Annotated in this window: 24 protein-coding genes and 2 tRNA genes; 16 read left to right on the plus strand and 10 right to left on the minus strand. The window is 60.4% G+C overall.

All coding sequences use genetic code 11. The features are described from left to right. The first annotated feature begins 67 nt into the window (after positions 1-67). The 8 genes from HYG81_RS19195 (at position 68) to HYG81_RS19230 (ending at position 3,713) form a co-directional block, all read left to right on the plus strand. Positions 68-220 (plus strand) — tRNA-Met (locus HYG81_RS19195). Positions 221-655: 435 nt separating this feature from the next. Then, entirely contained in the window at positions 656-811 is a 156-nt protein-coding gene (locus tag HYG81_RS19205; RefSeq protein WP_226375990.1) for a hypothetical protein, read from the plus strand. Positions 812-1,087: 276 nt separating this feature from the next. Beyond that, positions 1,088-1,315, plus strand: coding sequence for a hypothetical protein (locus HYG81_RS19210; RefSeq protein WP_180841328.1), 228 nt, complete (start codon positions 1,088-1,090; stop codon positions 1,313-1,315). Beyond that, positions 1,312-1,701, plus strand: a complete 390-nt coding sequence (locus tag HYG81_RS19215) for a hypothetical protein (RefSeq protein ID WP_180841329.1) — start codon at positions 1,312-1,314, stop codon at positions 1,699-1,701. The genes HYG81_RS19210 and HYG81_RS19215 overlap by 4 nt, the downstream gene beginning before the upstream one ends. 267 nt (positions 1,702-1,968) lie before the next feature. Further along, on the plus strand, positions 1,969-2,445 hold the full coding sequence (locus tag HYG81_RS19220) for a hypothetical protein (protein WP_180841330.1): 477 nt from the start codon (positions 1,969-1,971) through the stop codon (positions 2,443-2,445). 155 nt (positions 2,446-2,600) lie between these two features. Next, entirely contained in the window at positions 2,601-2,735 is a 135-nt protein-coding gene (locus HYG81_RS45335; protein ID WP_255647638.1) for a hypothetical protein, read from the plus strand. Next, complete coding sequence (locus HYG81_RS19225; RefSeq protein WP_180841331.1) at positions 2,728-2,961, plus strand: MarR family transcriptional regulator; 234 nt, start codon at positions 2,728-2,730, stop codon at positions 2,959-2,961. The genes HYG81_RS45335 and HYG81_RS19225 overlap by 8 nt, the downstream gene beginning before the upstream one ends. A 98-nt stretch (positions 2,962-3,059) precedes the next feature. Further along, positions 3,060-3,713, plus strand: coding sequence for a hypothetical protein (locus tag HYG81_RS19230; RefSeq protein ID WP_180841332.1), 654 nt, complete (start codon positions 3,060-3,062; stop codon positions 3,711-3,713). 192 nt (positions 3,714-3,905) lie between these two features. Here HYG81_RS19230 and HYG81_RS19235 read toward each other — a convergent pair whose 3' ends face one another. Next, positions 3,906-4,271, minus strand: a complete 366-nt coding sequence (locus tag HYG81_RS19235) for a hypothetical protein (RefSeq protein ID WP_180841333.1) — start codon at positions 4,269-4,271, stop codon at positions 3,906-3,908. 77 nt (positions 4,272-4,348) lie between these two features. Here HYG81_RS19235 and HYG81_RS19240 point away from each other — a divergent pair, with 77 nt between their 5' ends. Continuing rightward, complete coding sequence (locus HYG81_RS19240; protein WP_180841334.1) at positions 4,349-4,471, plus strand: helix-hairpin-helix domain-containing protein; 123 nt, start codon at positions 4,349-4,351, stop codon at positions 4,469-4,471. Positions 4,472-4,514: 43 nt separating this feature from the next. On the opposite strand, the gene HYG81_RS19245 is transcribed toward HYG81_RS19240, so the two are convergent. The 3 genes from HYG81_RS19245 to HYG81_RS19255 all read right to left on the minus strand — a co-directional run bounded on the left by HYG81_RS19245 (position 4,515) and on the right by HYG81_RS19255 (position 7,340). Then, positions 4,515-4,886 (minus strand): DUF7344 domain-containing protein, encoded by a 372-nt coding sequence (locus HYG81_RS19245; RefSeq protein WP_340674429.1) that lies wholly within the window; start codon positions 4,884-4,886, stop codon positions 4,515-4,517. A gap of 951 nt (positions 4,887-5,837) precedes the next feature. Then, positions 5,838-5,912: transfer RNA gene (locus HYG81_RS19250), tRNA-Glu, on the minus strand. Positions 5,913-6,086: 174 nt separating this feature from the next. Continuing rightward, positions 6,087-7,340 carry a helix-turn-helix transcriptional regulator gene (locus HYG81_RS19255; RefSeq protein ID WP_180841335.1) on the minus strand — a complete coding sequence of 418 codons (1,254 nt, stop codon included), beginning with the start codon at positions 7,338-7,340 and terminating at the stop codon, positions 6,087-6,089. 225 nt (positions 7,341-7,565) lie between these two features. On the opposite strand from HYG81_RS19255, the gene HYG81_RS19260 reads away from it, so the two are divergent. Beyond that, entirely contained in the window at positions 7,566-8,144 is a 579-nt protein-coding gene (locus HYG81_RS19260) for an MBL fold metallo-hydrolase (protein WP_180841336.1), read from the plus strand. A 71-nt stretch (positions 8,145-8,215) separates the two neighbouring features. Here HYG81_RS19260 and HYG81_RS19265 read toward each other — a convergent pair whose 3' ends face one another. Both HYG81_RS19265 and HYG81_RS19270 read right to left on the minus strand, forming a co-directional pair. Then, the gene (locus HYG81_RS19265; protein ID WP_180841337.1) at positions 8,216-9,052 is read right to left on the minus strand and encodes an ATPase; all 837 of its coding nucleotides are present in this window, start codon (positions 9,050-9,052) and stop codon (positions 8,216-8,218) included. Then, the gene (locus HYG81_RS19270; protein ID WP_180841338.1) at positions 9,049-9,315 is read right to left on the minus strand and encodes a DUF5827 family protein; all 267 of its coding nucleotides are present in this window, start codon (positions 9,313-9,315) and stop codon (positions 9,049-9,051) included. The genes HYG81_RS19265 and HYG81_RS19270 overlap by 4 nt, the downstream gene beginning before the upstream one ends. A gap of 126 nt (positions 9,316-9,441) precedes the next feature. Between HYG81_RS19270 and HYG81_RS19275 the strand changes: the two genes are divergently transcribed. Beyond that, on the plus strand, positions 9,442-10,962 hold the full coding sequence (locus tag HYG81_RS19275) for a sensor histidine kinase (protein WP_180841339.1): 1,521 nt from the start codon (positions 9,442-9,444) through the stop codon (positions 10,960-10,962). A 58-nt stretch (positions 10,963-11,020) separates the two neighbouring features. Here the strand turns inward: HYG81_RS19275 and HYG81_RS19280 are convergent, their stop codons facing one another. Next, positions 11,021-12,160: an RNA ligase gene (locus tag HYG81_RS19280; RefSeq protein WP_180841340.1), complete on the minus strand. Its 1,140-nt coding sequence runs from the start codon at positions 12,158-12,160 to the stop codon at positions 11,021-11,023. 128 nt (positions 12,161-12,288) lie between these two features. On the opposite strand from HYG81_RS19280, the gene HYG81_RS19285 reads away from it, so the two are divergent. Then, the gene (locus HYG81_RS19285; protein ID WP_180841341.1) at positions 12,289-12,978 is read left to right on the plus strand and encodes an RNA ligase partner protein; all 690 of its coding nucleotides are present in this window, start codon (positions 12,289-12,291) and stop codon (positions 12,976-12,978) included. A 14-nt stretch (positions 12,979-12,992) separates the two neighbouring features. Here the strand turns inward: HYG81_RS19285 and HYG81_RS19290 are convergent, their stop codons facing one another. Next, positions 12,993-13,865 carry a UbiA family prenyltransferase gene (locus HYG81_RS19290; protein ID WP_226375991.1) on the minus strand — a complete coding sequence of 291 codons (873 nt, stop codon included), beginning with the start codon at positions 13,863-13,865 and terminating at the stop codon, positions 12,993-12,995. A gap of 417 nt (positions 13,866-14,282) precedes the next feature. On the opposite strand from HYG81_RS19290, the gene sucC reads away from it, so the two are divergent. From sucC to HYG81_RS19305, 3 genes are all read left to right on the plus strand, one after another. After that, on the plus strand, positions 14,283-15,437 hold the full coding sequence (gene sucC, locus HYG81_RS19295) for an ADP-forming succinate--CoA ligase subunit beta (protein WP_180841342.1): 1,155 nt from the start codon (positions 14,283-14,285) through the stop codon (positions 15,435-15,437). Continuing rightward, complete coding sequence (sucD, locus tag HYG81_RS19300) at positions 15,434-16,306, plus strand: succinate--CoA ligase subunit alpha (protein WP_180841343.1); 873 nt, start codon at positions 15,434-15,436, stop codon at positions 16,304-16,306. The genes sucC and sucD overlap by 4 nt, the downstream gene beginning before the upstream one ends. A gap of 189 nt (positions 16,307-16,495) precedes the next feature. Then, positions 16,496-16,648, plus strand: a complete 153-nt coding sequence (locus tag HYG81_RS19305; protein WP_180841344.1) for a hypothetical protein — start codon at positions 16,496-16,498, stop codon at positions 16,646-16,648. Positions 16,649-16,797: 149 nt separating this feature from the next. Here HYG81_RS19305 and HYG81_RS19310 read toward each other — a convergent pair whose 3' ends face one another. Both HYG81_RS19310 and HYG81_RS19315 read right to left on the minus strand, forming a co-directional pair. Then, on the minus strand, positions 16,798-17,778 hold the full coding sequence (locus HYG81_RS19310; RefSeq protein ID WP_180841345.1) for a hypothetical protein: 981 nt from the start codon (positions 17,776-17,778) through the stop codon (positions 16,798-16,800). Positions 17,779-18,183: 405 nt separating this feature from the next. Then, a complete protein-coding gene (locus tag HYG81_RS19315; RefSeq protein WP_180841346.1) occupies positions 18,184-19,083 on the minus strand; it encodes a haloalkane dehalogenase in 900 nt (299 codons plus the stop codon). Positions 19,084-19,285: 202 nt separating this feature from the next. On the opposite strand from HYG81_RS19315, the gene bioB reads away from it, so the two are divergent. Then, the gene (gene bioB / locus HYG81_RS19320; RefSeq protein ID WP_180841347.1) at positions 19,286-20,392 is read left to right on the plus strand and encodes a biotin synthase BioB; all 1,107 of its coding nucleotides are present in this window, start codon (positions 19,286-19,288) and stop codon (positions 20,390-20,392) included. Positions 20,393-20,421: the final 29 nt, after the last annotated feature.

Raw genomic sequence — 20,421 nt, forward strand, 5'->3', positions numbered from 1 at the left:
GGGTCGACGTTGCACGGCGGCCTCGAATACAAAGCTTAAAGAAATGCACCCCACTACTCGTAACCGAGCCCGGGTGGCTTAGCTGGACATAGCGCCGCACTCATAGGGTTCAGAGATTCGGTGCGGTTTCGCCTTGGAAGCCTCCGTGTCCCTCGAGGACTCTGCCGAGCCTCGAACCTGGGACATGCGGAGATCGAGGGTTCGGAGCCCTCCCCGGGCACTCATCAAATTCTTCACATGACCACGTAAGAACCCCCTATAGTGGGCAGTCTGTACCGTATACTGGCGGTGTAGAAGCGCCGAAAACCATCGGATCGATCGAGACGACTGTTACATCTGCAGTCGCGGGAACCCGGACATCCTCGAGCGACACCACATCGTCCCGAAGCGGTTCGAAGGATCTGACGCCGACACCAACCTCGTTGACCTCTGCCCGTCGTGCCACCGTGCGATCGAGTCGCTCTACGATGAGCGATTCTGGGGCAAAGTTGGGTCGATCAGCGAGGAGAAGCAACTCGACCACATCGCCATCGACCTGCGAGCAAACCGTCGGTGGTCGGCACACTCAATCGAGCCGGATACGGCCTTGAGGAGATCTATCGAGCGTTCGAAGCCGCTCGTGGGAACGGGAACCTGTTCCAGATCACGGACGACGATGGTCGTACGTGGGGTCGGGATCAACAACCGATGGAAACCCCGTGAAAAGATCGAATCGAACCTCTCGAGAGTCGACGATCCGCGAGAGGAAGTGATCGGACTGGCGAACGACCGCGTCCAGCAACTCCGACTCCGGAGCGAGAATGATGAGTGACTTCTGCAGCCCGATCAACCACCATGATTGGGAAACGCGCCAGCATCCCTATTTAAGGGATAGCTAGTCATGCAACACGTTTCCGGCCCCTGGGTGTGGGGTGAAAGCGAAATTTCTGTTGATTGGGGCCGGTAAAGCGTACTCCATATTATTGGAAATAACTAATGCTTGCACAGTAGTCGCTGGATATAACGCTCTGCGATCAGTTGATCTAGGGACTAATCGCCCCGTCTCACAGTCTGAGAACTCTACGCGAACCGAAGGGGGTGATGACTCGTGACGACCGGCTACGTGGTCAACCTCGACAACGGCCATAACGGCTACTGCGTTGAGAGTCTCATCGGCGTCACGTACTGCGGACGGACGTTCGACCCCGAGGACGTCGATCGCGAACTCTACGCGATCAACCGAGGCCACGATCACCCTCACAACACGCTCTGTTTCGACTGCTCGAAGGTCGACTCGCGAACAGTCCGTGGTGCAGTTCGAGGTGAGAAAGCGTGAGCGTCTTCGAAGACAACCACGAACTCTGGCGAAACGCCCTCGAGCATGACGACGTCGCGATGATCTCCGGCCCACCGTCGATCGAGACGCTCCTGGAGGCACGCGACCACTTCGAGCAGCTGGGCAACGAGATCCACGACGGCGTCCTCGTCATCTCGATCGCCATGGCCCATGAGATCCCGCGGGGCTGGGTCGAGATCACGGGCCCGGCAGTTCCGTCGAACCACGAAGAGTTCCGGCCGTTCGACGACATGATCACGATCACCGAGCGAGTCGATGGCCGCGAGGCGTTGATCTGCCGGTCGGATGCCATCCGTCTGGACATGGAGATCCACGAGCCAGACGGCGTCGCGATCGACTTCGAGCAAGGTGGGTCCAATGACTGAACAACTCCCGTCGGTGATAACCGATCTCCTTCCGGGCGCAAAGCTCGTTTACAAAATTCTCGAGTACGAGGGTCCGCTAACGTATTCGGAGATCGTCTCCGAAACGAGCCTTCTGGAATCAACTGTGACTGATTCTCTCGATCGGCTTCGGAATCGCGATGCTGTGGTAAGTCAATACTGTGCCCACGATGCTTGGGTACACACTTATTCGACGGAATAAATCGATCGCACCGTATCTATTTAGGTAGGAATGTGTAATATCCTATTATGCAGCTCATTGAATCGATCACTCGGTTTATTCAGACAGCCCATGGAGTAGCGATGGATGGCGTCATCGCTTCTGGTCTCTGGCTGCTCTTCTTCAGGCTGACCGAGCACTTGATCCCTGCGGTTGCAGATGTGCTACCACATCCACGGAGCATCTCCCGATTCAATGAAAAGTTGGTTGGAGTCCTCCTCAACCAATTAGGCCCAAAAGTCGATGCCAGAACCCCTTCACAGACAATCACGGCCCCTCTACTTCTGTCTATAATCGGAACAATAGTAATTATCTCGATGGCTGTCGTTCAAATATCGTCTATGTCGGTAGCATGGGGTGGTGCCATAGTAACGTACTCCGCCATGGGCCTCACAATGCCGCTGGAAAACCTCTTCATGAGTATCGTAGTCTTATCCGCGTTATTCGCGGGAAGTGTTATGTTAGAAGCAAATCGACAAATTCAACGAGGCGTCCTTTACTCCTGAGATAGTTATCTAAAAAACGCCGAATATCGGTGTGGTCTGTTAGTTTATAGAACTATTATCACCTACTGTGACTGTAACGGTTGTCTCTACTTCGATCCCCGACCGAGGCAACAATGATATCGGGGGTCGGCTGACAGCCAGCGGATTCTCCTACCATGTTCATCACAGCTCACACCGTCGCCGAGGACCCCAGCGAGCAGCCGCCCCGATCGTTCGAACACGCGCTACGCTTGCTGATCCCATTCGATCGCGTCGACGTGATCGAGGAGGCCACAGAGGACGATGCCTGAACACGTCCCGAAGGAACTTGAGGCGATGCCGCCGACGGCAAAGCTCGTCTACAGGATCCTCGAGTACGAAGGGAAGCTCACCCAGCAGGAGCTCCGCAGAGAAACACTCTTGGCCCAGCGGACGGTCTACAATGCACTCCGGGACCTCAAGGAGCTCGACGCGATCGACAGTCACCCCAACTCACAGGACCTCCGTCAAACCATCTACTATACGAACAGTAGTTGATATCCCACTCTTTATACAGGATCTTGTTCCCTGTCTTTTCATAAGCATATACTCGCTTACCGCAAGATAATAGTCATTGAGAGATAATTTACTATAAAATGGATAGTAGCGCGGATAGGAATATCTCCATAGACCAATCAGAGGAAAGGTGGGACGTATTTTATGAAGAATTATGTAGAAGAATTGACCATCAGATATCGGAAAACTCCAGATTAGAGAATCAATCATTATTCATACTAAGGATAATACTGGCTACAATTGGACTCATTTTAACATCTTTTTCAGTAATCGCTTCAACGGGAAATCTCAATTCGGTGTATTCAACAATCAATTCTGTCGACATTACTAATATTTCAAGTGATATAGTAGCTATGCTGCCCTATTTTGGCGAAAACCAGAGGGAACTGGTAGTGGTCATTTTGACCACAATTTTTCTCGGTTATTTCATTAAATGTATCTTCTATCTCTTTATCCAGGTTCCAAGATATTCCTACAAAGTTCTTCAACCAACTGTTTTGGAACCGTCATCAGCTGCTCCAAAAATGGAAGCGTATTATAAAGAAGGTGTTGAGATGGAAAACATAAAACATTCAATCATAGAGGAATATTCAGACTTAGCTGAATCTAACCGGAACAAAATCGCATCTACACGAGCTAATTGGGAAAATTGTTACCGGGCAATTCGCAAAGGCACTCTCATATTGGGAATTTTTTCATTCTATCATTCGTTGTGTTCATGCTCGAGGCTATGATTCTAATGATGATGATCCCTATTTGGAAAGGAACCAACTTCATCTCAGAGATCGTATCTGGATTTAACCTTCCAAAGCTTCAAAGATGAGTTCTTATTCTTGAGACGTTTCCTGTTTTGAACAGAGTTCTACTTTTTTGCCGGCTTTAGAGGTTCAGGCAAATACTAAGAGGTAGAAGAGACTGCTGCTTCCTCACTTTTTAAGCGCAACAATCACTATACCTGATAATAACCCGTTTCTCCTGGAGTCGTTGGTAGCGGCCCGGGATCCCCATAGCCGTGTCTGTCCACACAACCACCCCAGAGCGTCGAGTGCGGACAGTGCAGCGATCAGTTCATCCTCCTCGCGGTTGAGGGCTCGTTCTGTTCGCCGGAATGCCACAACGAACACCGCCGCGAGAAGCTCGCAGATGGCTTCTTCGAGACTCTCGAGCACGGTTATCGCTTCTGCTCGACTTGCGGCCGGCAGCTCAAGGAGATTGAAAAGCCCCCGGAGCGCAACTCCGCAGGGAAGTCGATCACCAGCGCCGCGATCGGCTGGGAACACGTCACCGACCACGGAGAGTTCGGCATCAAGTCACATATCCGTGACGACGATCTCGACGTCCCCGATCTCGACTTCGAGGACGACCGACTATGATCGAGAACCTCACCGATATCGACGGCATCGGCCCAGCGATAGCTGAGGCGCTCGAGGAGGCTGGCTTCGAGACCGTCGACGATGTCCTCGTATTCGCTCGAGTTCATCGAAAATCATGAGGGCCGGGATGTTCTTGACTGCAGTCACCAGCGCAGTGATTAATTATTCGGCGTGTTCAGTGAGTTCCAGGAACGGGGAAACTATCTCCCGATCGACTGCTAGTTCCAGGAGTTCAGTTTCCTCCTCGTAGTGGACGAGACCGACATCACACAGGTATGGCAGGTGTCGGTGGTGAAGGTCAACGAGAATACGCTGATACCAATCGTATGATGGGTTGTTTTCCTTGAGCGAGATGTATTCGGCAAGGTCCCCGAGATGGATTGCCGCTGGTTTCTGAGCGAGATAAGTAAGCGCATACTGCCGCCGTTCTGCTGCAAAGGCGGCGAACAGCTCTGTTTTGGAAATGTTCGGTGTACCGGTCTCTGTGTCCTGTGAGGTTTGTGTATGCGGCTTCATGATGTCTGCGTACTTCACCTACATGCTGTTAACCGACCATGTCTCGCGTCGCGACTTCAGCAGAGTACACCGCGGTGTATGCTGGACACCCACATAACCTTTGTTGTGGGATGATTCCACTAGAAAAGAAACTGTGCGGTTCTTCTACTGGTTACTCCTCGAGGAACTCCGGTTCATAAGGTGATTCGTCATCGCTTTCGTGCTGTTCGATCGTAACTGACCAACGTGGGGCATCAGCGATAGGGAGTGTGATGTCCCAGGTACCTTCAATGACGGCACCTTGGCCAAATGCGGTTGCAAGAAGGTTGACGAGATCGTCTTCGAATGTATCCGTTATATCAGGGGAAGATGGAGGGTTCATGATGCAGGATGGAATTGCTGCCCCAATTCCTATACAGTTCAGGCTTGGCAGAGGGATAATGTTGTCTCTCCGCACGGAAGCACGCTAAGACATGCACGTCTCTCGAAGTCGACAGTGAGAAACCGCTTTGATTCCCGATCGAGAAAGCCGGGAGCCCACAAGGCCCGTTGGTGAGTCGAGTGCGATTGTCAATGTGGTTTATTTATCAATTAATTTATATATCTAGACATTATAGACGACGTGTAATAATACGTAGCTTAACTAGATCAGATCTCTAAAGAAGTGGATTTCAACAGAGCCGAAAGACCGTGTTTTCACGGTACCGTGCGCGTACCCGTCGGCTTTCATTGGATCCGTCCCGAGGTTCAGGGGCCACTTCAGAAGGTCTTCGCAGTGGGATCGATAGTCGTCCAGTTCCCGCTTCGACAACTGCTCTTCGGTGAACCCGGGAACGAGCTTGATGCCTCAACTGACATTGGTACAACAACTCCCTGTGATCGCACGACGACGTGGCTTTTGGGCAATACGGTGAATCGCGTTGGTTCTAACGGTGGACATGTGTTCGACTCCAGAGAACCAGAAAACCACCAGAAAGCGAGAGGAAGGAGTGCTCCGACTGGGATTCGAACCCAGGTCATTGCCGTGAGAGGGCAATATGATTGGCCGGACTACACCATCGGAGCGCAACGCGCCGTCTCGTTCCAGGCCCTGTCTTGCTGCTCGACAGGACATCGGAGCGGGCGTCGTCTCTATTCAATCGTTGCTCGGTACGATGTTTAAGGATTCCGTTTCGTTGCAGGGCTGTCGATCCCTGACACGCCAGAACGGGTCATTGATCAGTGGGTTGTCGGTGCCCGTCACTCCTCGAACGGTGACTTGGTCGCTTCGGGTTCGAAGCCCTCGAGGCTGATGATGTTTTCGCGGCCGACGCGGAGCTTGCTGATGGTGCCGTCGTCTTCCATATCGGAGAGCAGCATGCTGACCTTGGATTTCGACCAGCCGGTTTCCTCGACGATCTTGACCTGCTTCATCCGGCCGCCGTTCTCGCGGATGAGCGTGACGACGCGGTCCTCGTCCGTCATGAGTTCCTCGTCGGTGAGTAGCTCGGACTCGGCGGGGGACCCGGCGTTTGCATCGGCGGCTGCCGACGGCGTCGCCGATTCGTCGACGGAATCGCTAGCCGCGTCGGCGGTCCCATCAGCACCGGGCCCGTGTCGCCGGTACCAGACCACGGCTGCGATGGCGATGCCTATCAGGAGGAGTGCACCGACGAGATACCAGCCCAGTCCGATACCACTCATCGTCGCGAGCAGTCCGGCCTCGCCACCTCCGAGCGCGCCGGGGCGGTCGAACACCGCCCTAGGGCGGCCGTCGATGAACTCTCGCTGGCCGTTCCACTGCACGGAGTCCGCCTCCTCGATCGAGGTCCCAGCGTACTGTCCGTCGTCGGGCTCGATAGATCGGAACGTGAGGTCGCCGCCCGCCTCGATCACGATCGCCTGATTGGATGCGAGCGGGATGTTTTCGAAGACGTCACCGACGACGATCCGGTCCGGTTCGACGGCGGCGAACCCCTTCCAGGTAAACGACATTTCGACGATGCCCGTCGCGGTGGATTGGTTGCTAGCGCCCGTCGCGGTGAAGCGCTCTTCGACTTGCGCGGAGCGTCGGAAGTTCGTCGCTTCCATCTCCCGGCCGGTCTTCTGTGTGCCGATTTCGGTCAGCGTTCGTGACTGATTGGTGAACCTGTCGTACAGGTCCGTCTCGTTGGCTTCCAACTCCTCGGCGAAGCGCTCGAAGTTCTCCCTGGCGGCGGTCGCGTTGTCCTCGTTCGCAAACGACCGTTTGTACCTGAACGTCCACGTCGCACTGGCGTTCTCGTGAACGGTGATTTCGAACGTCGTATTGTCGAAATTCTGCGCTTCCTGAGCAACGAGCAGGCTCCCGTCCGACGGGGCGGCCATCTCCGCGGGTCGGGTTTCCATCGATGTCGGCTCCGTGGCCGACGGCGCGGCGGATCCAGTGTCGGCCATCGTGATCGGTCCGCTTACCCCGGCCACGAGAGCGAGGATGAGGAGAACGACGAATCCGACGGAGCCCGGCCGGTTCATTCGTCTACTCACTACGTGCCGGAGCTAAAAATCCTTGTGAATACTCGGATGGACGTGAATCGCGTCGCTGAACGAGCGAATCGCGTCACTGAATGATTGATCGGTGGAAGTGTCCCCGCGGGCAATCCGTCCAAAACCCTCGAAATGCCACGTACCGATATGTGCTCACCGCTCGCCCCGACTCGTGTCGATAGCCCCAAATCACTCGACCGTGTAGCGCCGGCCATGATCACGAATCTGGCGGCAGGCGTCCAGGCGTTTACGAGCAACGTCTTTCTCGTCTCCGGCGACCGGCCCGTACTCGTCGATACCGGTGCGAACTTCGACGTCGTCGACGCCGTCCGCGATCGAGTCGACGACATCGACGCCGTCATCCTGACGCATACGCACCGCGATCACGTCGGAAACCTCGAGGCGGCCAAAGACGCATTCGACGTCGACGCGTGGGGGTACGACCCCTCGATCGACGGTGTCGACCACGCGATCACGGACGAGGAGACGGTCCAGTTGGGCGACGACGACTACGTCGCGCTCCACACGCCGGGACACAAGGACGACCACCTCTGTTTTCACTCGAGCGACGCGAGCGTGCTGTTCGCGGGTGACCTCGTCTTCCAGAACGGAAGCTTCGGCCGGACGGACCTCGAGGAGGGCGATCGGGCGACCCTGATCGAGAGCATCGATCGCGTGCTCGAGCGGATCGACCCGGGGCTCGAGGCGATGCACACCGGTCACGGACCGAGCGTGACGACCGATCCCTACGAGCACGTCGAACTGTCGGCGCAGATGGCGCGACAGGCGTAGGTTCGGCTCGTCCGGTCTGGCGTTTGAGGGCTAAACTCTCGTTTGAGCGTCGGTAGACGCGTCGGAGAGCGTTAGACCGATACCCGTCCGACGGCGTCGAGTAACTCGTCGTAGGCGTGCTCGTACGCGCGGGCGATCCGTGCGGGATCGTCCCGTGCGTCGCTGTCGAGCGGTGGCAGCCGGACGCGCTCGAGCGGATCGAGATACTCGAGCACGTCGGGAACGCGTTTCTCGAGCGTTCCGTCGCTGGGGCTCGAACTGGTGATCTCGCAGGCCCGGCAGTAGCGATCGCCGGCATATATCCGGACGCGACCGGGTTCGACGGCCGCGACGGCGTCGATCGACGCCGGGTCCAGCGATGTGAGTGGGCGCGCGATGTCGCTGTAGGATTCGACGACGGCGATCTCCGTCGTCTCGATTTCGTCGGCCAGTCGTTCGAACGCGGGAACGTACTCCCGTTCGGCGAGGGCGTTGAGTTCGTCGACGGTCTCCACGGGAATCGCGTCCGCGAGCGGGAGCGCGTCGGCGACCGCGTCCGGTAGCTCGGCGGTCGTGTTGCGGACGAATAGCGGATCGTCGGCGCTGCGACCGATTCGGTCGACGACGAACTCTCGATCGGTCCGGCCGAGCAGGCCGCTTCCGCCGCCGGGTGCAGGTCGCCAGAGCCGGTGAACCGGATTGAGCCGTTCGGGCGGCCGCCCGCGACCGTCTGCTGCCGAGAGCCGCGCCGCGTCCTTGCCGTAGAGTCGCCCGTCGGCGAGTGCTCGCCGGCAGTCGTCGTGGTCGAACCAGAAATCGTTGCCGGCGCGGGGCTTGTAACCGACCGCGCCGGTCCGATCGAGCAGGCCGGCCGAGAACGTGGTCTTGCCGGCGTCGACGCGATCGGTACCGACCACGAGGAGCATCATTCCTTCAGGCCGTAGTAGCCGGGTTCGTCGTCGGACCGCGGCTCGGCGACCACGAGGTCATCCGCATTGGTCATGACCCAGGGAATCGCCCAGTCGAGCAGGACGTCCTCGGTCTCGGGCTCGATTTCGGCCTCGGGCTCGAGTCCCTGCAGGAGGCGCGCGATCTCATAGACGGTGTACATCTGGTCGTCCTCGAGTAGTTCTGCGGGCGTGTAGAAGTCACACGGCGGCAGCTCCTCGAACTCGGATTTCGGAACGGGCATACTCCCTCGTATCGGCGGCCGGTGCCTAAATGATTCGTTCGCGCTCGAGAACGCGCGATCGATACCGGATCGCGCCCGAGAGCGGTGGCCACAGTACTTTACACGGTTGCGACGAGAATCAGTGTGATGGCAATCGACCACGGCGTCATACTATCTCTCTATCTGCTGGCGACGGTGGTCAGTCTCGCGCTCAGTATCGTCGTCTGGCGCCACCGGGAGAAACCGGGGGCCATCCCGTTGGCGATATGTCTGTGTGCGACCGCACTCTACTCGGGACCGCTAGTTGTTGCGAGTGCCGTCGACGATTTCGCCGTCTCCCAGCAGATGGTCCGACTGCTGTACGTCGGGGTCGTGATCTCCGTCATGATTTTGCTTCGCTCCCGATCGCTGTACCGCGGACAGGCGGCGGCCGTGCTCGGGGCGACGCTGATTCCGTTGATCACGAGTGTCGCGGACGTCATCGGTCTATTCGACTTCGATCCGACTCCAATCGGGTTCCTTCTCGCTGGTATTCTGTTCACTGTCGCGATACTCCGGTACCAGTTGATCGATATCCTCCCGATCGCACGTGACCGCGTCCTCGATACCGTCTCTGACGGCGTCTTCGTCGTCGACACTCGGGATCGGCTTATTGATGCCAACCCTGCCGGGCGAGCCCTAATTGAGGATATCGAGGGCTCGCCAATCGGAACGGACGTCGACTCGCTGTTCGACGGCCTTCCCGAGTTACGCGACGAGTATCATGATCTCACGGCGCGTCAGGTTGGGGCTGAACGGGAACGAACACTGTTGGGTGGCCACTACCACGTCCGAACGACGCCGATCGAGGACGACCGCGATCGCCACGTTGGCTGGCTGTTTATCGTCCGCGATATCACCGAGCGCAAACGCCGAGAAACGCAGCTGCAGCGGCAGAACGAATGCCTCGAGCGGTTCGCTGACGTAGTCTCCCACGATCTGCGGAACCCGCTGAACGTCGCGGACGGCTACGTCGAGCTGGCCCGCGAGGCGGACGATCCCGAACCGTCTCTCGACGAGGTCGAGCGGTCTCACGATCGGATGGCGTCGATTATCGAGGACGTACTCGCGCTGGCCCGCGACGGCGGCGACGTCACCGATCCGGCGCCGACCTCGCTGGCCGCCGTCGCCGAAGCCGCGTGGGAGAACGTCGACACCGGTGAGGCGACCCTCGCAATCGTGTCGGACGCGACGGTGCTCGCGGATGCCGATCGGGTCACGCGCCTGCTCGAGAACCTGTTTCGCAATTCGATCGAACACGGTACTCCGGACGGAACTGAAGCGGGTGATGAATCGGCCCGGTCGGCGATCGAGGTCGAAGTCGGACGTATCGAAGCGAGCGCGGGTGATCGGTCGACGGGGTTCTACGTCGCCGACGACGGGCGCGGTCTCCCGGCCGACAGCGATCGGGTCTTCGAAGACGGCTACACGACCGACCCGGACGGCACGGGGTTCGGTCTAACTATCGCCGAGGGTATTGCGACGGCTCACGGCTGGACTGTCACCGCCGGCGAGAGCGAGCGCGGCGGTGCCAGATTCGAATTCCGCGGGATCGATTCGCCCTCCGCCTCGAGCCCGACGGATCCCGTTTCCGGAGCCGACATCGAGCCCGATTCTCTACTGGACTGAGCGGCTCGTTCGATTCGCTCCCATCGGACAGCACTCGTGATTCGTCCCGCCTCTCCCGTCATTCGTCTCGCGTCCCACCGTCCAGATAGTACCGGATCCGATCGCGACTCGACTCGGCCACCTTCACGAACTCAACGACGCGCTCGCCGTCCGTTCGGCGATCGGACTCGAACTCGAGGGTCAGTGATTGCTCGCGCAGGTGTTCGAGAAGTGCGTCGATCGTCTCGGGATCGCCCCTGACCGTGTGTCGTTCCCCGACGGTTTCGCCGTCCGCCACGTCCCGAATGGTCGAGACCATCGGCTCGAGGATCGACTCGCCGAGCGCGTGCGCCCGCGCTCTGAGCCGAGCATCGGTTTCGTCGAACTCGGCCGCCTGAAATGCGTCCCGAACGACTCGGGAAAAGACGAAGTCCCGGCCGTGATCGAAGGGAAGCGAGAAGGCGTACGCGAGCTCCTCGTGGTGCTGTGATTCGGTCGTGTACTTGACCATCGACTGCCCGTCAGCCGATTTCAGGACGACGCCCTCCCGTCCCACCGTATCCAGTTCGTCGATCGCCGCTTCGACCGTCGTACTCGCGATCGATGGCTCCATCCGTCCGAACTGCTGCGGTTGTCCGAATCCGTACTCCTCACAACAGGACCGTCGATCGGCGACGGCGAGGGGCGCACCGGACTCGCGGTCGCGGATGTCGAACACGCGGAACTCGTTGGTGTCGATGCCCTCGTAGTCGTGGGTCGTATACGGCGTCTCCGGCCCGATCAGTTCGGTACAGAGGACTTTCGCCGGATGGCTCGAAAAGAACTCTTCGAGCGGGAGGCGCTCTCGCGCTCGCGCCGTCGTGTACGGGCAGACGTAGCCGCTTCTGGTGAACGCGAGGGGCTCCTCGGAGCCCGCTCCGACAGCTGCGATGCGGACGTTGAACCCGTCGAGTTTCTCCTCGATCGCGACCGTCTCGCTCTCCTCGAAAAACGAGGGAATACCGGGCTCGAGAACGAGAATCCGCGGAACGCTCGGATAGCCGCGAACGACGACATCACTCTCCTCGACGATGACGGTTCCACGCTCCACGCCGTGGCGAGTCGCGGTGAGCACGTGGTGCGTCCGGCCGGCCGCCGACCGCTGCTCGAAGTGCTCGAAGAGGTCGGCGGCCTCCTCCGTGGTCGCCCCGAGTCGCTCGAGGTACTCGTCGCGGTCCATACGTCGTCCGACCACGTTCCCGATGAAAAACACCCGGTCGATCACCGATCGTCGATCGGTTCGGCCATCCGCCGCGCCGAATCGATCGCGGGATGAGGTCTATGTGGATTCCCGTTCAACTGACGACTATGCCCGGGGAACTGCCGCGCCAACAGTTCGTCCTCGACACGTCGCTGTTCATCACCGAGGAGATCCGTCGGGACGACGAATCGCTCGAGGACGCCGTGATTCGCTTGCTCGATCTCGTCGCGACCGCGCGGCTCGAACTCAACATCTCCTGTTACGTGCCGCCGTCGATTCACGACGAACTCGCGACGATGCTGCGCGAGCGGGACGTCGACGACGCCGTGTTCTCGCGGCTCGACACGTGGGTCGTTCGCAAGAGTCCCGACCGGTACGGCGTCACGATTCCGGCGAACATCGTCTACAACTTCATCGACGAGATGAACGACCGCGTGGACCGCGGTCTCCGCGTCTCGGAGAAGGCGATCCGCGAGGTCGAACAGCTCGATCCCGAGGCGCTTGCCGGCGGCTCGAACGCCGATGACGGGCGCGAGGAGTACATGACCGACGCCGATCGCATTCTCTCGGACATGCGTGACAAGTACCGTCGGGCGCTCCGGCAGGGCGTGCTCGACTCCCGCGAGGACTTCGACCTGCTGGTTCTCGCTCGAGAGTTGGACGCCGGCGTCGTCACCGAGGATCGGGGCATCATCTCCTGGGCCGACGAGTTCGGCCTCCGGTACGTCCGCGGGGGGCAGTTTCCGACGCTGCTCGAGGAGTACCTGCGGGCGACCGGCGTCGCAGACGACGACTGAGAACGTGGTGTGAGTCACCAGACCAGCCACTCGAGCGCGCAGACGAGGGCGGCGAGGAACACGTGTTCGCCGTCGACGACGAAGCCGTAGTACAGCGGGCCGCGCTCGGGCGTCGCGAAGGGAACGTACGCACAGACGTAGGCGTTCATCGCGAGCACGACGAGGAACTCGCGCGGTATCACGCCCGTCGCTACGAGGGCGACGACCGCGGCGGCGACGGCAATGGTTGCGACCAGCGACCCCACGCGCGTCGCTCGCGGGCCGAATAGGTTCGGAACCGTCGGAATGCCCGCTTCGCGGTCGCCCTCGATGTCCTTCACGTCGAAGATCACCGCGGCGATCGTGATCATGACCGTCACGTAGGCGAACAGGAACAGGATCTCGAGCGACGCGAGCCGGTCGTAGTAGTAGCCGACGCCCAGCGGGATCGCGCCCCACGCGAGGCCGACGACGAGGTTCTTCACGAGAAAGGTCCGTTTGACGCCGCCGAGGGAGTAGATCAGCGCGACCGCGAGCGGGAGGAACAGATACGCGGCCCCCGAGAGACCGAGCGCGACGGCGATCCCGATCGCGGTGACGTAGAGAACGATCCCGGCCGTCAGCCAGAGGCGGCCGTACCGCTTCGTAAACGCCGCGCGCCGCGGGACGTTTTGCTCGTCTTCCTCGAGATCCGTGAACCGATTGACGGTGTAGACGAACATCGTCGCCGCGAAGACGATGAACAGCGGCAGGGGATCGAGCGGGAGGTCCGCGAGGAGTATCGTCGTGACGGCCACGCTAACCGTCGCCAGCGAGATAAAGAGATTGCTGTGGACCAGAAACCGCAGCACGGCCGTTATCGACGACAGCCACCCCGACGATCGATGCGTTGCGGTAGAGTTGGTCACAGGGGTGGCCTCTAGGGGTCGTTCGGAGAGGCGAGCATTGAATGCTATGCTGGAGTTCACCGATCGACTCGACCACGAACCGTCCGGCTCCCAGTGCTGGCGGGCCGGGTGTGAATTTATGACACGGGGACGGAAACACAGTCGATCCGCTTGAGCCCCGGAGACGTCCGAACCGAGACCGAGCGGCTATCCAGTGACGATATTGAAAATCGACCACTCGTGCCGTCTCTGCGGGGTCGAGTTCGAACGTGTGGTTGCATCTCACCCACCTTCGATTGAAAATCCACACAAAGAAAGGAGAACGAGAACACGCTACGGGAGTACCAGCGGGAGTGTCGTTGATACATGTCGATGGATACGGGTAGCGAGTGGAAACTGGCAGGATTTAAGCAAGGTCGGAACGGCCGTTCGAATGGTATGAAATTACACGAGTACCAGGCGAAGCAGGTCTTCGCCGATGCCGGGGTACCGACGCCGGACTCGAAGCTCGCGTCCGACGTCGACGGTGTCGTCACCGCGGCCGAGGAGATCGGCTATCCAGTCGCGGTCAAGGCACAGGTACAGGTCGGCGGCCGGGGGAAAGCCGGCGGGATCAAACTCGTCGACGACGCGGACGAGGCCCGCGAGGCGGCCGAGTCCATCCTCGGAATGGATCTGAAGGGGTATCACGTGGATCGCGTCCTCGTCGAGGAAGCGGTCGACTTTACGAACGAACTCTATGTGGGGATCACGATGGACCGCGGCGAGGGCAAACCCGTCGCGATGGTCTCGACCAAGGGCGGCGTCAACATCGAGGAGGTCGCCGAGGAGGATCCCGACGCGATCGCTCGGGAACACATCGATCCCGCCTTCGGGATGCATCCCTACCAGGCCCGGAAGGCCGTCTACGACGCCGGCGTCGACCAGTCTATCGCGCGCGACGTCTCGAGCGTCCTCACCACGCTCTATCAGCTCTGGGACGACAAGGACGGCGCTGACGCCGAGATCAACCCGCTGATGGTCACCAGCGACAACGAGGTCATCGCGGCCGACGCCGTGATGAACATCGACGAGGACGCGCTGTTCCGCCAGCCCGAACTCGCCGAGATGGAGGAGGAAGCGGCCGGCGGCGGCGACGAACTCGAGCAGAAAGCCGACGAGTACGGCTTCGACTACGTTCGACTGGACGGCAACGTCGGCATCATCGGCAACGGTGCCGGCCTCGTGATGACGACGCTGGATCTGGTCGACCACTACGGCGGCGAGCCCGCCAACTTCCTGGACGTCGGCGGTGGCGCGAAGGCCGCCCGCATCGCGAACGCACTCGATATGGTGTTCTCGGACGACAACGTCGATTCGGTCGTCTTCAACATCTTCGGCGGGATCACCCGTGGCGACGAGGTCGCCCGCGGGATCAACGAGGCGCTCGAGCAGTTCGACGAGATCCCCAAGCCGGTCGTCGTTCGACTGGCCGGGACGAACTGGGAGGAAGGCATGGAGATTCTGAACGAGGACCTCGTGACGGTCGAACAGACCCTCGAGGACGCGGTTCAGCGTGCTGTCGAGTACGCTGGGGAGGTGAACGACCAATGAGCGTACTAGTCGACGACGACACGCGCGTCGTGGTACAGGGCATCACCGGCGGGGAAGGCAAGTTCCACGCCGAACAGATGATGGAGTACGGCACCAACGTCGTCGCCGGTGCAGTCCCCGGCAAGGGCGGGCAGGAAGTCAGCGGCGTGCCGGTCTACGATACGGTCCACGAAGCGGTCGACGAGGAGAACGCGGACACGTCCGTGATCTTCGTCCCGCCGGCGTTCGCCGGCGACGCGGTCTTCGAATCGCTCGACTCCGATCTCGACCTTGCGGTCGCGATCACGGAGGGCATTCCGACCCAGGACATGGCGCGAGTCAACAAGCGCCTCTCCGAGACGGACACGCGACTCATCGGCCCGAACTGTCCCGGCCTCATCACGCCCGGCGAGGCCAAGCTCGGCATTCTCCCCGGGAACATCTTCTCCGAGGGGAACGTCGGTCTGGTCTCCCGCTCTGGGACGCTGACCTACCAGGTCGTCGACAGCCTGACCAACCGCGGTATCGGGCAGACCACCGCCATCGGTATCGGCGGCGACCCGATCATCGGCACCGACTTCGTCGACGCCCTCGAGCTGTTCGAGGACGATCCCGACACCGACGCCATCGTCATGTGCGGTGAGATCGGTGGCGAGGACGAGGAAGAGGCCGCCGCGTTCATCGACGACTACGTCGACACACCGGTCGCGGGCTTCATCGCCGGTCGGACGGCCCCGCCAGGAAAGCGGATGGGCCACGCCGGTGCGATCGTCTCCGGCTCCGGGACCGGGACCGCGGAGAGCAAGATCAACGCGCTCAACGACGCCGGCGTCCCCGTCGGCGACACCCCCGAGGAAGTCGCCGACCACATCGAAGGCTTCCTCGACTAACGCCGCCTCGCTCTCGAGGCGGTCCGTGACCGACGCTGCGGGCTCTCTGTCTTTTCTTTCTCTCGTTTCGACGACTCGAGCGAATCCGTTGCTCGAGTGGCGAGTCGGATTGCAATTACCCGTCCGGAGTCGTCGACCCGTCGCTCTCCCGCAGTACGGTCTTGGGCGCGTCGCTCGTCAGCATCTCGTATGCCAGTCTGGATCGAGTGCGACAACTGTGGGGACGAGCACACGATTCCGGAGCGGGCCGACGAACCCGGCGGTGGGACGTGCTGTCCCAACTGTGGCGGGCGCCCGTACACGGTTCGGCGGGCCGATATCGTGTGGCACCCCGATCCGTAGCGTCTCGAGCGCACCACAGTTGAGCGCACAGAAACGGTCACTGATAGAATAGTCGATCACAGAACGGTCAAGCGCCCAAAAGGGGCGAGCGCACAGGAACGAACGCGTCTCGGTCGAACGAGTGCTTCCGTGACCGATTTCGAGGTCAGTTAGAAGAGCCCGCTGAGGATATTGCGGACTTTGGCCAGGAGACCGGCGGGGCCGTCGTTCGCTTCCGTGCGATCCGAATTGGCCTCGCTGTCGTCTCCGTCGGCGGCGGGTTCGGACGCGGTGTCGTCCCCCTCGAGATCGGGATCCACGTCGTCGCTCTGGTTCGCGTCGGCATCAACGCTCGAGTCCGCCTCGTCGATTTCGTCCGTCTCGGTATCGACGCTCGAGTCCGAAATCGTCTCGAGCCCGTCGTCGGAGCTGCGCTCGGTCGTCGACGTCGTGGCGGATTCGGCTGCTGCCCCGGTGTCGTTCGCGAAGGATTCCTCACTGTCGACGTCAGTGTCGTCCGTGACGGACTCGGCCGCGTCGGGTTGCTCATCGGGACCCGCAACGTCGGTTACGTCGTCGGACTCTCGGGTAGTCGTGTCCGCACTCGCCTCGAGCGGGCCTTCGTCACCCGTTACCGGATCGTCCGTCTCCGTATCATCCGCATCAGAACCGTCCATCTTCGTATCATCCGCATCAGAATCGTCCATCCTCGTATCATCCGCATCAGAATCGTCCGTCCCTGCGTCGTCCGCATCGGGATCGATCCAGAGGAACTCACCGTCGGTCTCCTTCGACCGGCCGGTGAGCAGCAGATCCGCGAGTTCGTCGTCGTCGGCCAGTAGATCCGCATCGACCGCCGCGTCGGGTTCGGGGTCCGGCTCGTCCGCGCTCGCGATGATGTCGTCCGGACTCTCGTCCGCGAGAATATCGTCGGCATCGCTCTCGTCGCCGGCGTCCGTCCGGAGCTGATTGAAGACGTCGGCGGCCGTTTGGTCTTCGACGGCGTCGGACTCCTCGCTGTCGTCGGTTTCGGCCCATTGGTCGCCGTCCGACTCCGCGTCCGACTCGATCTCCCCGAAGAGATCGTCGACGCTCGAGCCGACGTCGAACCCGTTGTCAGCCGACTGCGTGTCTGTTGTACTATCGGTCATGGACTCCTTCTCTGCTAGTATATTATCACGAGTCTTTAATTTTTGGAATTTTTTCAGTCACGTGAGATGAGAGTGATGACGTATTAGTGTACTGGCCATCAGCAGGGGTCGACGCGCGAAACGGTTGACAATCACCCACTGAAGCGCCGTCGAAGGTGTTGGTTCTGGAAAATCCGCTCCAGTGGGGCTGACTCGCGATTCGGGTATCGGGCCTTGAATCGAGTACGATGACTTTCTGGACCTCGGTGACGTCCCGAACACTGGAAACGAGCCCCTCGTCGTTCGACTGGTCGTTCGTTTCAGACACCAGGCCCGTATGGCTACCAGATACCATTCAAAAACTGTCTTCGCTAGCTCCAGACGAACGGTCACCAGCGGTTCGGCAGGGAGAGTCCACGGGAGGGCTCAGGTGCGATCGACGAAGTCGACGATGTGGTCGGCGATTTCCTCGCCGGCGTCCTCCTGCAGGAAGTGTGCGGCTTCGTCGATCCATACATCGGGCTGTTCGGTCGCAGTCGGAATGTGGTGTCGAAGCGGATCGCGGTCGTGGGACGTGATCGGATCCTCCTTCCCGAACAGGACGAACGCCGGTTTCTCCCACTCGCCGAGGCGATCCTGGGTTTCGGCGAGCAGCTCCGCCCCGGGATCGTCGGGTGACTGCGGGACGAGGCCGGGAAACGTCCGCGCGGCGGCCATGTATCGCTCGTCGGGGAACGGCGCTCGGTAGGCGTCGACCACGTCCGCCGAGAGATCGCGGTAGCAACCGTTTCGGACCAGTCTGCCGATGTCGAGGTCGTCAGCTGTCGCGACCATCTCGGCGAACTCGTGCCACCGCTCGCTCATCTCCTGGGACCCGTCCGGAACGCCGGTGTTCATCGGTACGAGACGGGCGAATCGTTCGGGCTCGTGCACCGCGAGCGGGAGCCCGAGGACGCCGCCCCAGTCCTGACAGACGAGCGTGATGTTCGTCAGGTCGAGCTCCTCGACGAACGTCTCGAGCGCGTCGTAATGCATCTCGACGGAGTACTCGTCTCGATCCTCGTACCGGTCGGAACGTCCACAACCGATCAGATCGGGGACGATCACGCGGCCGCGCTCGGCCAGCGTGGGCATCATCTTCCGGTAAAGGAACGACCAGGTGGGTTCGCCGTGCAGACAGAGAAACGTTTCCTCGACTTCGTCGCCGTCCGCACTGCCGCCGGTTTCCACGTACGCCATCCGTAACTCGCCGACGTCGACGTACTGCGGTTCGTAGTCGAAATCCGGCACGTCCCCGAATCGCCCCTCTGGAACACGAACGACCATACGCCGTGATATCACATACCACTATTCAAAGGTTGGGGAACCGATGTGAACGCTGTAAAAATTGTTCGAAACGACCGTTTCAACAGTAAACTCCACTCGTGGCTACGTGCCGGATTCACCCGAAGCGGACCGATCGAGGAGTATCCGACAACAGACACTACTATCCAAAACCATTATATTATCGTCAACCTATTCTAGTATTGTGGTTTACGAGACTGGAAACGAGACGGTCGACGACGCACTCGAGCGGGTCGTAGCCGGCGAGCAACTCGATCGGACGGACGGCATCGCGCTGCTGGCCCAGCCGGTCGATGCGCTCGCGGCGGCCGGCGCAGCCGTGCGCGATCACTTCGGCGACGGCACGGTCGACGCTTGCTCGATCGTCAACGCGAAGGCGGGCAACTGCGCCGAGGACTGCGGGTTCTGTGCGCAGTCGGTCCACTTCGACACCGGCATCGACACCTACGGCTTCCTCGGGCCCGAGAAGATCCTCGAGGCCGCAAAGCGAGCCGAACGCGACGGTGCCCAGCGCTTCGGTATCGTCGTCGCCGAGAAGGGCGTCTCGAAGAAGAACCGGCCCGAGGAGTGGGAAGAAGTCCTCGAGTCGATCCGACTCGTCCGCGACGAGTGCGATCTCGAGGTCGACGCCTCGCTCGGAATTCTCACTGAAGAGGAGGCCGCGATCCTCGCCGAGGAAGGGATCAATCACTACAATCACAACATCGAGACCTCCCCGCGGTACTTTCCCGAGATCGTCGGCTCTCACAGCTTCGAGGACCGGGTGGAGACGCTCGAGGTAGCCAAGGCGGCCGGGATGGACCTCTGTGCCGGCGTCATCCTCGGGATGGGCGAGACGCCGACCGACCGCGTCGAGGCCGCCATCGCGCTGCAGGATATCGGCGTCTCCTCGCTGCCGGTGAACGTCCTCAACCCGGTCGCGGGGACGCCGCTGGCTGAGCGGGGCGTCGAGATCAGCACCGAAGAAATCGTCGAGACAGTCGCGGTGTACAAACTGCTCCACCCCGACGCGCGGGTCCGCCTGACCGGCGGCCGCGAGGTCAACCTCGAGCCCGACGAACAGCACCTGCCGCTCGAGGCCGGCGCGGACGGCATCCTCACCGGCGACTACCTCACGACCGAGGGCCAATCGCCCGGCGACGACCTGGAGATCGTCGAACGCGCCGGTCTGGAGCCGAATATGGACACAAACGAGTTCGATCCCGAGGCGGTCAAGGCCCGCCACAGCGACGCTACAGAATCGTCGACCGACGGGACGGCGAGTACGGGCGCAGAACCGAGCGACGACTGACGACTATTCAGTAGATCCACCACGATACC

The sequence above is a fragment of the Natrinema zhouii genome (assembly GCF_013456555.2).
Lineage (GTDB): Archaea > Halobacteriota > Halobacteria > Halobacteriales > Natrialbaceae > Natrinema > Natrinema zhouii.